The organism is Dyadobacter sp. UC 10 (genome assembly GCF_008369915.1).
In the GTDB taxonomy this organism is placed as follows: domain Bacteria; phylum Bacteroidota; class Bacteroidia; order Cytophagales; family Spirosomataceae; genus Dyadobacter.
Genome location: NZ_VSRN01000001.1, coordinates 4,185,058 through 4,201,049, shown reverse-complemented (window position 1 = coordinate 4,201,049; position 15,992 = coordinate 4,185,058). Strand labels below are relative to the sequence as shown.

The 15,992-nt window shown below is 46.3% G+C and carries 13 protein-coding genes; 9 read left to right on the top strand and 4 right to left on the bottom strand.

Annotated features, from left to right (window positions below):
• The first annotated feature begins 31 nt into the window (after positions 1-31).
• From FXO21_RS17450 to FXO21_RS17415, 8 genes are all read left to right on the top strand, one after another.
• Positions 32-1,705 (top strand): glutamine--tRNA ligase/YqeY domain fusion protein, encoded by a 1,674-nt coding sequence (locus FXO21_RS17450; protein WP_149641278.1) that lies wholly within the window; start codon positions 32-34, stop codon positions 1,703-1,705.
• 118 nt (positions 1,706-1,823) lie between these two features.
• Complete coding sequence (locus FXO21_RS17445; protein WP_225865734.1) at positions 1,824-2,171, top strand: hypothetical protein; 348 nt, start codon at positions 1,824-1,826, stop codon at positions 2,169-2,171.
• 110 nt (positions 2,172-2,281) lie between these two features.
• On the top strand, positions 2,282-2,806 hold the full coding sequence (locus FXO21_RS17440; RefSeq protein ID WP_149641276.1) for a ferritin: 525 nt from the start codon (positions 2,282-2,284) through the stop codon (positions 2,804-2,806).
• A gap of 658 nt (positions 2,807-3,464) precedes the next feature.
• Entirely contained in the window at positions 3,465-5,003 is a 1,539-nt protein-coding gene (locus FXO21_RS17435) for a ligand-binding sensor domain-containing protein (RefSeq protein WP_149641275.1), read from the top strand.
• Between the two features lie 288 nt (positions 5,004-5,291).
• The gene (locus FXO21_RS17430; protein ID WP_149641274.1) at positions 5,292-5,495 is read left to right on the top strand and encodes a hypothetical protein; all 204 of its coding nucleotides are present in this window, start codon (positions 5,292-5,294) and stop codon (positions 5,493-5,495) included.
• Positions 5,496-5,584: 89 nt separating this feature from the next.
• On the top strand, positions 5,585-7,822 hold the full coding sequence (locus FXO21_RS17425; RefSeq protein ID WP_149641273.1) for an FUSC family protein: 2,238 nt from the start codon (positions 5,585-5,587) through the stop codon (positions 7,820-7,822).
• Between the two features lies 1 nt (position 7,823).
• Entirely contained in the window at positions 7,824-8,024 is a 201-nt protein-coding gene (locus FXO21_RS17420) for a YwbE family protein (RefSeq protein ID WP_149641272.1), read from the top strand.
• A gap of 19 nt (positions 8,025-8,043) precedes the next feature.
• Complete coding sequence (locus FXO21_RS17415; RefSeq protein ID WP_149641271.1) at positions 8,044-9,144, top strand: NADH:flavin oxidoreductase/NADH oxidase; 1,101 nt, start codon at positions 8,044-8,046, stop codon at positions 9,142-9,144.
• A gap of 3 nt (positions 9,145-9,147) precedes the next feature.
• Here the strand turns inward: FXO21_RS17415 and FXO21_RS17410 are convergent, their stop codons facing one another.
• Positions 9,148-9,534: a DUF1801 domain-containing protein gene (locus tag FXO21_RS17410; protein ID WP_149641270.1), complete on the bottom strand. Its 387-nt coding sequence runs from the start codon at positions 9,532-9,534 to the stop codon at positions 9,148-9,150.
• Between the two features lie 2 nt (positions 9,535-9,536).
• Here FXO21_RS17410 and FXO21_RS17405 point away from each other — a divergent pair, with 2 nt between their 5' ends.
• On the top strand, positions 9,537-10,424 hold the full coding sequence (locus FXO21_RS17405; protein WP_149641269.1) for a DMT family transporter: 888 nt from the start codon (positions 9,537-9,539) through the stop codon (positions 10,422-10,424).
• On the opposite strand, the gene FXO21_RS17400 is transcribed toward FXO21_RS17405, so the two are convergent.
• The 3 genes from FXO21_RS17400 to FXO21_RS17390 form a co-directional block, all read right to left on the bottom strand.
• Positions 10,421-12,817: a PAS domain-containing sensor histidine kinase gene (locus FXO21_RS17400; protein WP_225865733.1), complete on the bottom strand. Its 2,397-nt coding sequence runs from the start codon at positions 12,815-12,817 to the stop codon at positions 10,421-10,423. The two genes, FXO21_RS17405 and FXO21_RS17400, sit on opposite strands and share 4 nt — an antisense overlap.
• A gap of 55 nt (positions 12,818-12,872) precedes the next feature.
• Positions 12,873-13,322: a response regulator gene (locus FXO21_RS17395; RefSeq protein ID WP_149641268.1), complete on the bottom strand. Its 450-nt coding sequence runs from the start codon at positions 13,320-13,322 to the stop codon at positions 12,873-12,875.
• A 139-nt stretch (positions 13,323-13,461) separates the two neighbouring features.
• On the bottom strand, positions 13,462-15,891 hold the full coding sequence (locus FXO21_RS17390; protein ID WP_149641267.1) for a TonB-dependent receptor: 2,430 nt from the start codon (positions 15,889-15,891) through the stop codon (positions 13,462-13,464).
• Between the last annotated feature and the right edge of the window lie 101 nt (positions 15,892-15,992).

The following is a 15,992-nucleotide window of genomic DNA, read 5'->3' as shown; positions in this document are numbered from 1 at the left end:
AACTTTGAGAATTGGATAATTTCATTATTGTATGATTACGGAAGATAAAAAGGAAGAGAAAAGCCTGAATTTTATTGAGGAGATCGTAGAGGCTGATTTACAAGCAGGAAAATATACCCAGATCATAACCCGTTTCCCGCCGGAACCTAATGGGTACCTGCACATAGGGCATGCTTCGAGTATTTGCCTCAACTTTGGATTAACCAACAAATTTCCCGGCTATACCAACCTGCGTTTTGACGATACCAACCCGGTAACGGAAGATACTGAGTATGTTGAAAGCATCAAGAGAGACATTCGGTGGATGGGATTCGAGTGGGAAAACGAGCTATACGCTTCCGATTATTTCGATACTTTGTATGATTTTGCGACTTCTCTGATCAGGAAAGGCCTGGCTTATGTGGACGATTCTACATCTGAGGAAATCGCTGCGCTGAAAGGGACGCCGATCGAACCCGGCAAAAACAGTCCTTACCGTGACCGCAGCGTTGAGGAAAATCTTGCACTTTTCGAACAAATGAAAAACGGCGACTTCCCTGACGGCAGCCGCACGCTTCGTGCGAAAATAGACATGGCGCACATCAATATGCTCATGCGAGACCCCATATTATACCGGATCAAACACGCCAAACACCACCGGACAGGCGATAAATGGTGCATTTATCCCATGTACGACTTCGCGCACGGTCAAAGCGATTCAATAGAAACAGTAACACATTCTATTTGTACGCTCGAATTTGCACCCCACAGGGAATTGTATGACTGGCTGATCGGACAATTGAGTATATACCCTTCACATCAGTACGAATTCGCGCGCCGGAACCTCAACTACACCGTTACCAGTAAGCGAAAGCTTCTGCAACTTGTTCAGGAAAAACATGTTAGCGGCTGGGATGATCCGAGAATGCCAACGATCAGCGGCTTGCGTCGCCGAGGCTTCACGCCTGAGAGTATCCGCGACTTCTGCGACCGGATCGGCGTGGCGCGTCGTGAAAATATGATCGATGTGGGTCTGCTGGAATTTTGTGTGCGGGAAGATTTGAATAAAAAAGCATTGCGCAGAATGGTTGTGCTGGACCCTCTGAAAGTCGTCATCACTAACTTTCCGGAAGGCGAAACAGAGATCTGCCATAGCGAAAATAATCCGGAGGACGTTTCCACAGGAGATAGGGAAATTCCGTTTACGAGGGAGATATATATTGAGAAAGAGGATTTTATGGAAAATCCTTCCAAAAAGTATTTCCGCCTTGCCCCTGGCAAAATGGTCCGTTTGAAAAGTGCCTACATTATTCAATGTGACGATTTTGTAAAAGACGAGAACGGCGAGATCACTGAGGTGCATTGCAGCTATATTGAGAATAGCAAAAGTGGTCACGATACGACCGGCATTAATGTAAAAGGTACTTTGCACTGGGTATCCGCGTCGCATGCTGTCCCGACCGAGATCAGGTTGTATGACCGTTTGTTTTCAGTTGAGGATGTTTCTTCCGAGGAAGGTGATTTCAAAGACTACATCAACCCGGAATCTTTGCATATCGTCACAGGTTACGCCGAACCCGCTTTAATTGATGCCCAGGAAGGTGAATCTTTCCAGTTCCTGCGCAAAGGCTATTTCGTGAAAGATCCCGACAGCCAACCCGGCGCATTGGTTTTCAACCGTACGGTTACGTTGAGAGACAACTGGGCGAAAGCGGCGGAGAAGTAAAATTGGTCAGGTTCCTTTTGGGGGTATTTAATTAGATTGTTTACAAATAATCTTGTTTGACACGAAGTTTGATCTTATATTTGTGTAACAATTTCCACGATCAAATACTTTGCTGTCAGTGAATACCCCCAATGAATTGTTCAGTACTGCGAAAGGCTTTTGCGTACAATGTGATCTTACTTCCAGAATCCAACTTCATTTCGGCGAAATTCAAGCTTCTTTTAAACTCCGCGATTTTCTTGCATTTCGCCGGTTTATCAACAGCATAGACATTAGAAGCAAAATTTTTGATCTCTCCGACGAATCTGACTACGAGTTTGTTGAGGCTCCGCAACTGAACATTTACCACAAACTGACGCTTTGCGAACTTATCCAATTGCGTGAGCTGGTGAATGGTACGCACTTCGCGATCGAGCTCAATTCACTCCTCCACCAACTACTCTTTTTAGAAACAGAATCAGTCTAAATAGCTCATTCTTATCATCTTAGACCAATTCCAAATATCAAATTCGATTTGGATTGATGAACTTTCGCATGATATTTGTACTTGTAATAACAAATAACTGAAAGTAAACCATGAGAGATTTATTGAGACAACGGACTTCCCTGAAAGAGGAAATAGAGATACTTTTAAACAACCAGGTTAAGATGGAAGCCGAAGCTTCTGCCAAGTATATGGCAATGGCTGCATGGTGCGATCGCAACGGATTCAGATACAGCGCTAAATATTTTATGAAGCAGTCTGAGGAAGAAAGAGAACACATGGTGAAGATCTTCAATTACCTGATGTTTGTAGGCGGAAACGCAATTTCTCCCGAAGTATCAGCTGTAAGACAAGAATATCCTACTTTTAAAAGTGTCTTTGAAGCAGCCTTACAAAGCGAAATCGCGGTTACGCAATCTATCAACCGCATTGTAACGCAAAGCCGCAAAGAAGAAGATTATGCAACTGAAAACTTCCTTCAGTGGTTTGTAAAAGAGCAGACAGAAGAGGAAGACAATGCTCGTCATGCCCTTGAACTTTTCGATGTGATCGGCGAGGAAGGTACAGGCCAGTATTTTATCGACAAAGCAGTTGGTAAAATCGGACACGAAGATTAAAAAGATTAGAAATTATCAGTCTGAGGCTGCTTCTGCAAAGAGGCAGCCTCTTGTTTTTATGCGGCTTGAAAATCGTACGTCTTTGTTTCTTCTGGGATTAAAATAGGACGGAGGCAGACTGGAATCCCGACACTCTCTCAAAGTCAAGCCGCCAAGTTAGTTTTATCCGACAAAAAACAGGTTGATTAATGTCATTGTTAGGTGAGAATTATTTATCGTACATTGTCGCAAAACCTCGACGATAAAAATCCAGCTTCAAGGATTGTTAATATCATAGAGTCTCTCTTAACTTGTATTTTCAATAAACAAACATTTACTTTTTTACGCGGCCTATTATTAATTACCGCCGGTCATTCTGATTTCGCAGTTGCTCCAAAATTTAATCCTATTAAGTTTTCGATTGGTACGTCTGCAACAACTCCTGCACTAACCGAGGAATTTGAAATCACCATAACTGCCGAGCACATAAATATTTCGCAGAATAATGCATATGTATTGAAAGACGCAAACAACTTCAAAATAAAGCTTACCAATAACTATACTGTTTGATCAATTTTTCAAGGTTTAGTCACCACAAAAATCATTCGATCCTCATACGTTATTAAATCCAGGACACATTTGTTAGAAGGTACTATTTTTAACTGTTTTACAAACCATTATGCTTATAAACCAAACTTTACTACGTTTAAACAAATGGCATTGGCTGCTTTTGCTAAGCCTGGTTATGGGTCTTTCGCCCCAGCGTGTTACCGCGCAAGATGGCCCTTTCTGTGATGCCTTTCGCACCTTCGGCAATGGGGGGATGATGGGTCAGACTATATATTCCTTGTACACGCAGGACCAAACGGTGTATGCGGGGACCAATGACGGTTTATATATTTCGCCCGAGGGGCGCAATAACTTTGTCGCAATGATTCCAGGATATGGGGGTTTTAATGCGAATGGCTTGTACGCGGTGGGCCAGACGATATATGCCGGAACCCAAGATGGGTTTGGGTTATATATTTCGACCGACGGGGGCAGCAACTTTACCTACAGGACTACCGCCAGTGGGCTGGGGCATGAGTATGTGAGTGCAGTATACGTGGTGGGGTCAACGGTGTATGCCGCTACCGCTGGCGGGTTATCGATTTCGACAGACGGGGGCAACAGCTTTACCAACAGGACTACCGCCAATGGGCTGGGGGATGATGGTGTGAATGCCGTGTACGTGATGGGGTCAACGGTGTACGCAGCTACCGCTGGCGGGTTATCGATTTCGACCAACGGGGGCAACAGCTTTACCAACAGGACTACCGCCAATGGGCTGGGGGATGATTATGTGAATGCAGTGTACGTGATGGGGTCAACGGTGTATGCAGCTACCGCTAACGGGTTATCGATTTCGACCGACGGGGGCAACAGCTTTACCAACAGGACTACCGCCAATGAGCTGGGGGATGATTATGTGAATGCAGTGTACGTGATGGGGTCAACGGTGTATGCAGCTACCGCTAACGGGTTATCGATTTCGACCGACGGGGGCAACAGCTTTACCAATATGACTACCGCCAATGGGCTAAGGAATAATTATGTGTATGACGTGAACGTGATGGGCCAAATGATTTATGTCGCTACCGCGGGCGGGTTATCGGTGTGCAGTGCTGATCCACTGCCGGTCAGCCTGATTTCCTTTACGGCCAAGGCCCAGCCCAACCGTAAGGTGATCCTGAACTGGTCCACCGCCATTGAATCGGACAACGGCGGGTTTCTCATTGAGCGCAGTAAGGACCTGCGCGCGTTTGAAAAAGTGGGCCAGGTGGGGGAGCTATCGGCCAACAGCAGCACCCGCAAGGATTACCAGCTCATCGACCAGTTGCCTTACCAGGGCACCAGCTACTACCGGCTTACTCAGACTGACCTGAGCGGCAAGAAGACGGTATACCCGGCCATATCAGTGGTCATCCGCGATGAACCCTATGGGGTATACCCCAACCCGGTGGTTGGCGGTGATGAGTTTACGCTTCGCCTGGACGAACCTGAAACGGCGAAGGTGGGCTTCTATCATGTGGACGGTGGCTCTTTTCCCTTGCAAAAGAAGGGCGTTCAGGGCGGTAACCTGCTGCTGAAAACGAGAGCCCAACTACCGGCGGGTGTTTACATCATTACCGTTGAAGAACGGGGACTATTGCGAGAGCACCGCCTGGTTGTCGAGTAATGGCGGAGACTATCAAAAGTGTGGGCCAGGTGATTCTTTAATGAGCTGAGACAAACTGCGGGCGCAGGAGAAGTTACCGACCTGCCGGGCAAGCAAATGGGTTGCAACTACAAAACGGATCAGATTTCAAATTGCCATGTTTTAATCAACAGAAAAGTAAAGTGGAGATCAGGGGCCAAAAGCCCCTTTTTTCGTAGATGGCAATTAGCAATAAATCGAATGGATTTTCACCTGTTGCCATATTTTTTGATATTGTTGCTGTAATTGCTAGACAGACCCTATAAGGTAATGCAAACGAAACTTTTACTTCTTGTACTTGTCGGTATATTGACCGGGTGCGAACCGAACGATCCGTTTAAGCGGGCGAAAGCAACAGGAATGGCCATTAACGGCAATATGTATTACCAGACGAAGCTCGGAAAATGTTTTTGGGTTGATCCAAGTACAAATAAGCAGGTCTATGTTGCTAAAAAATACTGCGGTAAAAAATAAAGAATCATTGTTAAATTAATTGCAACACTTCATCAATAGTCAATTAAAATATGCCTCAGTTAACGATAAGGGCATTTTTATAGAATAATATGAATTACCTCGACGAATTTAAAAAATTCATTTTTAGTCATAACCTGTCGACGGGAGTGCGCCTGACCCTGGGCGCGATCATACCAAGTCTAATCTTCCAACATTACGGCATCCTCAGCGACATGATTGCATTTCCGCTGGGAACGCTGATCATCGGGGCGACGGATAATCCCGGCCCCTATCATCGCAGGCGTAATGCATTGCTCGTTGCGATTGCTACCTGTTTTGTAGTCGCCTGCATTACCGGGTTTCTGCGACACCTGCACTTCGTCATCTTCATTGAAATCATCGTTTTTGGAATGCTTTTCTCCCTGGTCGGCGTGTACGGTAACCGGGTGAACAGCATTGGATTGATCGCCTTGCTCGTGTTCGTATTTAATATCGACGATCACCTCAGTGGTAATATGGTCCTGCGTACTGCTGCGATATTCGCAGCTGGCGGGATATGGTATTTCGCACTTTTTATGATCCTTCAAAAACTGCTGCCCTACAAACTGATCCAGCAGCTTTTGGGAGAAAATTTTATTGAGCTGGGCAAATTGCTGTCCATTAAAGCCGACTATTATTTCGCGAACCCCGATTATGACGAACTGTTTAACAGAATGGTACGCCAGCAGGTTCTTTTGAGAGAGAATCATGAAAATCTGAGAGAGATACTTTTTAAAACCCGTGAGATAGTAACAGAATCGACCAATAAAAGTCGGATCCTGATGCTGATGTTCCTTGACAGCATTGACCTTTTTGAACGCATACTCAATTCTCAGCAAAACTATTCGAACCTGCACCGGGCATTTGACGACACCAAAGTGCTCCGGCTTTTCGGAACATATATTACCTGGCTGGCGGAAGAGATCCAGACGATTGGAATAGCAGTTCAAAGCGGCTTCGCCTCCCACCCGCGCCGAGATCTGGACGAAGCATTCAACAAATGTCAGAAAGCATTTGAGCGGATGCGTGAATACAAAATGACGCATGAAAATATGGAGGATTTTATCATGCTGCGTCAGATCCTCAACAGCTTACAGGACGTGACCGAGCGCGTGAAGAAAATGCACCGCGCCACTACCTACGATGCGGAGGTAGGAAAAGGATATTCTTTGAATGTCGAGGGAGATAATTTTATCCCCAAACAGGAATACCATCCGCGGATTTTACTTGATAACCTTTCGCTCAAATCAAGTCATTTCCGGCATGCGGTACGGGTCACACTTGGATTACTGGTCGGATATATAGCCTCTCTTTTTTTCGAGCTCGGACATGGTTACTGGATATTGCTGACCATTGTTGTGATATTGAAACCTGCATTCAGTATCACCAAAAAGCGGAACATTCACAGGATCGGAGGTACGTTGCTCGGAGTAGCGACCGGCTTTCTGATGCTATATCTGATCAAGGACAGTACTGCGCTTTTTATCTTCATGATGCTTGCCATGATCTTGGCTTATAGTTTTTTGAAAATCAACTATTTCATCGCCTCAACTTCCATTACGCTTTACGTCATACTTTCTTTCAATTTTTTGAATCCAAACCATATTCAATCCGTACTGGAAGATCGGGTAATCGACACTATTATCGGATCAGTGATCGCCTACGTGATTTCTTCTTACGTATTGCCGGTTTGGGAACATTCGCAGATCAATCAGTATATAAAAGATGCGCTGGATGCGAACCGCAGGTATTTTGACCTTGTCGCCGCCAAATTTACCGGCAAGCAACTCAATATCAATGATCTGAAAATCAGCCGGAAAGATGCCATTATCGCGATGGCCAACCTTTCCGACAATTTTCAGAAAATGCTTTCCGAACCCAAGAGACAGCAGTTGAATATGGAGGAGTACCACCAGTTTGTGGCCACCAGCCACATGCTTACATCCTATATCGCGTCCCTGTCAACTTATGCGCAGATGCTGGATTATTCCGAATTTTCAATGGAATTTGAACTGATGATCAGGCAGATAGACAGACAGCTGCTTGCCGCAGCAGATGTGATAGAAGGCAAAGCAAGCAACAGCTTCGAAATCGCAAGGGAGTCACTGCCGCAGAACCAGAAGCTGATCGAGCTGCTTGCGCAGCGGAAAAAGGAAATTAAAGAGCTGGGTATTGAAAAGGCAGATCAATCGCCGTCGAGGAAAAGGTTATCTGATTTGAAAACCATCAACGGACTTTTCGAATTGATCAGCACGATTACGATAGACGAAATTAAAATTTTACAAAAAATAAAGGCAGCCAGTGTTTGAAATGGAAGGATTATCAGGAACAGAAAGAAAGAATATCAAACCCGGCATTTCGGTTGCGATCGTTTTGAAAAAGGACCAGCGCAGCGGGACATTAACACACGGGATTGTCAGGGATATCCTGACCAAAGCTCCCGTTCATACGCATGGTATCAAAGTCCGGCTCGAAAGCGGCGAAATAGGCCGCGTTAAAATCATTAAATAGGTACGTTCAACACATCATCATGTCATCACTCCTTTTTACGCCGATAACATTAAAAAGCATTGAATTAAAAAACCGCATTGTGGTCTCCCCGATGTGCCAATACTCTTCCGTCGACGGGTTTGCAAATGACTGGCACCTGGTTCACCTGGGAAGCCGCGCGGTCGGCGGTGCAGCATTGATTATCGCTGAGGCTACCGCAGTTTCTGCCGAAGGAAGAATTTCGCCCGAAGATTTGGGCATCTGGAAAGATGCTCACATTGAAAAGTTAAAGCAGATTACGGATTTTATTTCAGCCCAGGGCACGGTACCGGGTGTACAACTTGCCCACGCGGGCCGGAAAGCCAGCACCTATCCGGCCTGGAAAGGCCGCGGACAAGTACCACTGGACCAGGGCGGCTGGAAAACGCTGAGTGCCTCTCCTATTGCGTTTCATGCCAACGAAGACGCCCCGCTTGAACTCGACCAGCCCGGAATAAATAAGGTAATCTCCGATTTTGCAGAAGCAGCGCAACGCGCTTTAAAAGCAGGATTCAAAGTCATTGAGATCCATGCGGCGCACGGATACCTTGTCCATCAATTCCTTTCCCCGCTTAGTAACCAGCGGAACGATCAATATGGTGGCGGCTTCGAGAATAGGATACGCTTTTTGTTGGAAATTCTGGAATCAGTGCAAAAGGTATGGCCGCAAGACCTGCCCATTTTTGTGCGGATATCAGCGACAGACTGGGCGGAAAATGGCTGGGATGAGGCGCAATCGACCAGGCTGTCTGCGATATTGAAAGAAAAAGGCGTGGCACTGATTGATGTTTCGTCCGGCGGTTTGGTATCAAATGCGAAAATACCGATTGGGCCGTCTTACCAGGTACCATTTTCAGCCAAAATAAAAAGAGAGACCGGTGCTATCACTGGTGCCGTCGGACTGATTACAGAAGCTGCGCAGGCAGAGGAAATATTACAGAACAACGAGGCTGACCTGATTGTTATGGCCCGTGAGCTCTTGCGTGACCCCTATTTTCCACTGCACGCTGCGCATGAACTGGGTGAAGACATTACCTGGCCTATTCAATATGATCGCGCCAAGCCCGCGACGTCAAAGTCCGAGGCACGCAGTCAGCATTAAAAACTACCGGAGCGAGATCGCCATTTGTAAAATCTCACGTAGCGTATCCACGGGCAGGTCTTCGGCGGGTTCGATCAGAAAGATCTTCATACGCGATCGTTTTTCTGCGAGTAGCTGCGGATGGTCCACCAATTTGCCGTCCACTATTCCCAGATACGGCCTGCCCGTCCTTTTTTCGGTCCAGATATAGCAGATCCTTTTTCCACGCAGCAGGTAAAACGGCATGCTATATCTCCATACCTCCGTGATCTCGGGATCAAATGCGAGAATGTAATGCCTGAGTGCATTTAAACAACTTTTTGCCGGTTCAGGCTTCTCCCAGAAAAATCGGTCAATATCCCTTAATACCACAGGTTTACGATTGTTTATCTTTGGTGTGAATTTATTCATTTATGTTGAATCCCAGAGTAGCACTTATCGTAGGCCTGATCAGCATCAGTATTTTCCCTGTTCTCGTGAAATGGGCACCGGTATCCGGTATTACCTCTGCCTTCTATCGCATGTTTTTCGGTTTTTTACTGATACTTCCCTACGTCTTTTTTACAAAAAAATTCACCTGGCCTGCCCGTGCGCTCTGGCTGCCGATCATTCTTTGCGGGATCATTTTTGCCTCCGATATAGCAGTCTGGAATTTATCGATAACACTTTCCAATGTAACACAAGCCACTTTGCTCGCCAATCTTTCCCCTGTTTGGGTAGGCGTCTGGTCATTCCTGTTCCTGCCGGATAAACCAAGAGCTACTTTTTGGGCAGGAACGGTCGTAGCCCTGGCAGGTATTGTCATCCTGATCGGGTTTGATCATTTTCTGGAAATGAAACTGGATGCCGGATTTGGCCTGGCAATGCTGTCGGGTGTGCTGTATGCGGCGTACATGATTTTAAGCAAATCAGTGCTCGACAAAGTGGATATCGTGACTTTTATGACGGTCAATATGGCCGCTTCAAGTATTTATCTTTTTCTGATCTGTATTTTCTTCGGACAGCCAATCTCCGGTTTCGAACCAGAAATATGGAGTATTTTCGTAATACAAGGACTGATTTGCCAGCTGATCGGGTGGCTGGCTCTCAATTATGCAGTACAGAAAATGGATGCCAAGCGGGTGTCACTCAGCCTGCTAAGTCAGGCGGTTGTGAGCGGGTTGTTTGCCTGGATATTTATTGGCGAAAAAATTACACTGCAAATGATAATCGGCGGGGTCGTGATCCTGGTGGGCATTGCAATTACCTACCAAAACAAAAAGCAAATAGGAGTCATTGAAAACACAGATAAGGATACTTAATGCGCTTCCGGTAGATAAATGATGAAGGTAGCCCCAATACCAGGTTTCCCTATGGCGTCGAGCAGACCTTTATGGTTTTCAACAATCTTCTTACAAATCGCCAGACCAATGCCCGTCCCGTCATAAGAACTTCTGCCATGCAATCGCTGGAATACCTGAAAAATGCGGTCCTTGAATTGCTGATCAAACCCGATGCCATTGTCGGAAAACGAAATGTATGTGTAATTCAGACCTGAGTCTGCCTCAGAAAGTGGAATCAGATGCCCCGCGATCTGTCCGGTTTTGATCTCTATAATTGGCCTTTCCCCCGGTCTTACAAATTTCAGCGCATTGGCAATAATGTTGGTAAAAAGCTGCTCGAACTGGTACACGATCACATTTTGGTGGGGCAAGACGTCACTCTTTATTACTGCGTTCTTTTGCAGGATTACCTCCGCAAGTTGTTCCTGTGCAATTTTCAGCACTTCGTTTAAATCAGTTTTTTCAAAATGCTTTTCAATCGCATTGGCACGTGAAAACGCCAGGAGATCTACGATCAGCTGCTGCATGCGGGCCGATGATGCCTGCATTCTGTTGAAGTAATCCCTTCCTTTTTCGGACAGATTCCCCAGCTCCGTTTCCAGGATACGCGTAGCAAAAGTCTGGATTTTCCGGAGCGGCTCCTGTAAATCGTGACTTGCTACGTAGGCAAACTGGGCAAGCTCCATGTTCGTCTTGATCAGTTCGTTATTGGCAACCGTCAATTCTTTGGTACGCTGCTGGACCTTAGTTTCAAGTTGATCTATAAAAAGCTTGCTCTCATGAATATCCGTGCTCGTACCGACCCACATCATAATGGTTCCATCCGGATTTCTTTGAGGGATCGCCCGGCTCAACTTCCATCTGAATTCACCGTCAAACCTTCTCAAACGATGCTCCCGCACAAAATCAGTCCCATTTTCGATAGAAATGTTCCAAAGGCGTGTGTTTTCTTTCAGATCGTCGGGATGCACAATATGCCGCCATAAATGCTTGTGCATTTCGGCAGGGGTAAGCCCGGTATAGTCGTAGACAGATTTATTAAAGTAATTTAGATTTCCCTCCCGGTCACCGGTCCAGACAAACTGGGGCATCGAATCTGCCAGTGTCCTGAATTTGCCCTCACTGGTTTTCAGCGCGAGTTCCGACTCTTTGCGGTCGGTAATGTCCATCATGGTACCCAGCATGCGATGGGGAATATGGTTGTCCTGATAAAGTACCTTCCCTTGCGTTCTGATCCAGTGAATAGATTTATCCGGGTGAATTACCCTGGCTTCGTAATAGTAACTGCCTGTTTTCAGAGCTTGCTCAAACGCTTTTTCAACAATGGAAAACCTGTCGTCGGGATGCACGTGGTCCCTCAATTCCGCGTGGGTCAGCAGTTTATACTCATCATACCCGAATAAGGTAGCCAGGCGACCGGAATAGATAATGTCTTTCGTTTGCAGGTTCAGATCCCAGGTAGCTAGCTTGGTACCATCGGTCGCCAGGGAAAGCCGGTCAGCCGCGTCTGAAATCTGCTGACGAAATTTCACCTTTTCCGTCACATCATTAGCTGATACCATAATTGCGCCCACTTTCCCGTCTAGCTCGAATATCGGGGCATATTGGTAATCGAGATAAAAGGTCCGCGTTCCATCCGGCCCGTCTACGAAAGCGACGGCTTCATTTTCTCTGTAGATCTTACCGGTTTCAAATACGTTTTTCAGTGCCGCGCCAAACTTCTGTTGTTCCAGTTCCGGAAATACATCGAACAATTTTCGGCCGACTACGTCCTTCTCCGCCCGTCTCCACAAATCCTTCAACATCGTTTCATTCGCGATACTGATCACGAAATCCTTGCCTTTGAAAATCGCCTTGGCAAACTGGGACTGGGTTACCAGGTTTCGGAACTGATTTTCGCTCCTTTGCAGTTTTTGTTTTGACAGAACCTGCTGGGTTACCTCCGTAGCCACCACGATAATACCCGAAATTTCACCAGAGGGCTCAACCAGGGGCTTGTATATGAAATTGAAATAGCATTGCTCTGTCTTGCCGAGTCGCCGGAGCGTTACTTCGAACTCATCGCCATGAAAGGGTTCTCCTGTTTCTAGTACGTTATTAAGGATAGGCTCCACGTATTCCTGCACTTCAGGCAGGGCGTCGAAAAGAAGCTTTCCGACCAGTTCGTCTTCGGAGCGTGCGACTATGTTCAGGTACGAATCATTGGCCATTTCAACCAAAAAAGTTTTTCCGCGCAGGATTGTTATTCCTACCGGAGCCTGCTTCATGGTATCTCTGAACCGGCTTTCGCTATGGTCTGATTGCTTGTTCCCATTCTCCCGGCTGTCAAGATTTTTATTGCCGGAGTTTGAAGGTTCGCTTGAATTGTTCACCAATTTTGTCCGAAGATGTATTTTACAAATTTAAACAGTGAACAAACGGAGTGGATTAATATTGATAGTGAAAATTCTCAGGAACCAGCTTCCAGTTGTGCTTATTCCAGTCGATATCGAGAACCTGCTTGATGGCCTGTTTCAGTTTGGGAAAAGAGCCAGGTTTCCTGATGAAAAAATTTGCACCACCCTGATAGACCCTTCTGACCATCTCTTCCTGTCCTGTTGTCGAGAAAATAACGACGGGTATTGACTCCCAGGCCTTGGTTTTCCTGATCTGCTCTAAACACTCGAAACCATTTTTCCTGGGCATATTCAGGTCCAGGAATATGACGTCCGGCGGAGGCGGAACGGTCGTTTCCATGAGATTGATCAGTTCAACGCCATCATTGGCAGTAAACAGTTCTGTCGAATTGCTTACCTCTCTCAGTGCATCCTCAAACAGCATGCAATCGTCTGCATCGTCATCTGCCAGAAATATTGATTTATTTGCTTTTGCGCTCATAGTTCAAAATTAAGGATTATTACAGATAACATAATCGTTGCTCAACACATTCCCCAAAACAGGCTTTGATCATCAGGCTAACAATCTCTGAATCACATACAAGTTAGTCAAATAAAGCTTTCAAATGAAACACACCCCTCTAAAATTCCCCTTCCAGTGACTCCTTTGGTTTCTTTTTGGCCTGGTGCAAACGGTAGTTTAAAGTAAGGTTTACCTGGCGTAACCTTCCCTGCGAACTGTTTCTAGCATAAAAGTTAAACCCTTCCGTGACAGACCGGAACCGGCGTGAGTTGAACACATCTATCACACTGAGTGTCAGCGTAGCATTGTTTTTCAGAATGTCCCGGGTAGCCGCCAGGTCCAGTGTAGCGAGCGCCTTTCTCCTCCCCTGCGGTGTTTGCTGGGGCGCCTCATAATTCCCTCTGAATTGCACGTCCGTTGTCTTCCATAATGTAAACCTGGACATCATTCTTACAAACCAGCTGTACGTGTCACTTTGGAAAGTCTGGTCCACATTCGCACCATCTGTGATTGCCCTGAAAAAATTCACGCTGTTATCTATCTTCCACCAGGTATAAGGATTAAAAGAGCTCGTAAATTCAGCCCCGTATGCATCTTCCGTGCCCAGGTTTTCAGGCCGGGTGTAGGAGCTCCCGTCTTCCTGGACATTCCTGATACTCGTAATTTTCCCGTTCGTATGCCGGTAATACAAGGAGGATGTCAGCGAGCCTTTCGACATGTATTTAATGTGCCCCAGTTCGAATGCATTCGTAAATTCCGGATTGAGATCGGGGTTACCGCTCCAGTAGTTCCTGTTGTCGCTGTAAGTCGCAAACGGGCTGAGGTCATTGTACTGCGGGCGACGTACGCGGCGGCTGAAACTGAGCTGAAATGCATTCTGCTTGGCAAAGTCATAAGTCACATGTACGCTGGGAAAAAGGTTGGCATAGCGTCTTTTATTCACTTCGCTGGTCTGCTTCAATTCCGTGGTAACACCCGTCCACTCCGCCCGCAAACCGGCCTGGTAAGAAAATTTCCCGGTTTTGTTACCAACAATCCCATACACCGCATTGATGTTCTCTTCATAAAGAAAATCGTTGGTAAGGTTCGGCAGCATGATCCAGCCGCCATCCTCGGCCCGCTGCGTCACGGCATAATCATTGGTCATGTCCCGCGAGCTGCTTCGTGCACCTGCTTCAAACTTACCGTCTTTGGCAAAGGGATGCACGTAATCGGCCTGGAAAAGCAGCTGCTTCTCCGTTTCATAGTTCACAGCCCGCTGTAAAAGCGGAGGGATCCCGGAGGGACTTCCGTCCGGGTCGAATACATTTTCATTGTAATACTGATCCGAATTCTCCCAGTTATCGAGGTAGCGCACATCAGCGGTAAATTCCTGTCCTTTCCTGTCAAATGTTTTCTTATATGTGATTGAATATTCTGAGTTTGGTTCGGTTTCTGTTTCATCCTGGGTTCGAACCGTGTAACTGGTCAGATTGTTGGTACTGCCGATATAATCCCTGTAATTGAGCGTCGAAAATCGCTTCCCCTTGCTCGTACGCCATGTATAGGCCCCTGTCAGGATATTTTTGGGGTTAAAATAAAAATCAATTCCTCCCCTGGCGCTATTGGCCATACCTTTGAGATTGCTCTTCATATCCCGCTCCATAATAAATGTGGAATCGTTGCGGTACAGCTCCTGGTACACGAAGTTCTTTCCGGGTGTATTGCGGTAAGACATCGTGTAATTGATGAAAAAGTTCAGGTTTTTACGCCGGTAATTTACATTGGCAGCAGCGCCATAGTTGGTAGGGTGACCTGTGATTATATCAAAAGACCCATTGATCCCCTCTTTCCGTTCTTTCTTTAAAACAATATTAATAACCCCGCCCATCCCTTCAGCTTCGTAGCGCGCTGATGGATTTGTTATAATTTCCACCCGCTCGATCATGCTACCCTGCAACTGCTGCAAGCCGCTTGCGCCCTTGATGCTCACCAATCCCGAAGGCTTACCGTCAATCAGTATACGTACATTCCCGCTTCCGCGCAGACTCACATTCCCTTCCACGTCCACAGCCACGGAAGGCACATTTGTGAGGATATCCACCGCCGTCCCACCTGCATTTGCCAGGTCTTTACCCACATTGAATACCTTTTTGTCCAACGACAACTCCATCGAGCTTTTCTCCGCCTGGACAGTCACTTCATCAAGTGTCCGCGCAGACGCGCTTACTTTGATTAATCCTAAATCCATGGGAGAATTGGAAGCGTTCAGTGTGATACCCGGCGTAACCTGTGCTTTGTAACCGATAAATTCGGACAGCGCATAATAGTTACCTGCCGCGATATCTACGATAAATCCGCCTGTCTCGTCTGTGATCGCGCCGCTCACAAAAGAACTATCAGCCGTCTTAAAGAGCCTGATACTGGCATACCCCAGCGGGCTGTTACTCTGACTGTCAATAATTTTACCAACAACCTTCAATTTCCCTCCACGCTGCGCAGATACCATATTCGCACCCGAAATCAGGAAAATTAAAATCCCTGCCGCTAAACTTCTCCTGATACTCATTCTGTTTTTGTAATATTTTTCAATAGATAATTGCCCTGATTTTGCTATCAATAGAAACCGTTTTGCCGGGCTGATTTACTCTAACCGGGCAGATATTAGAG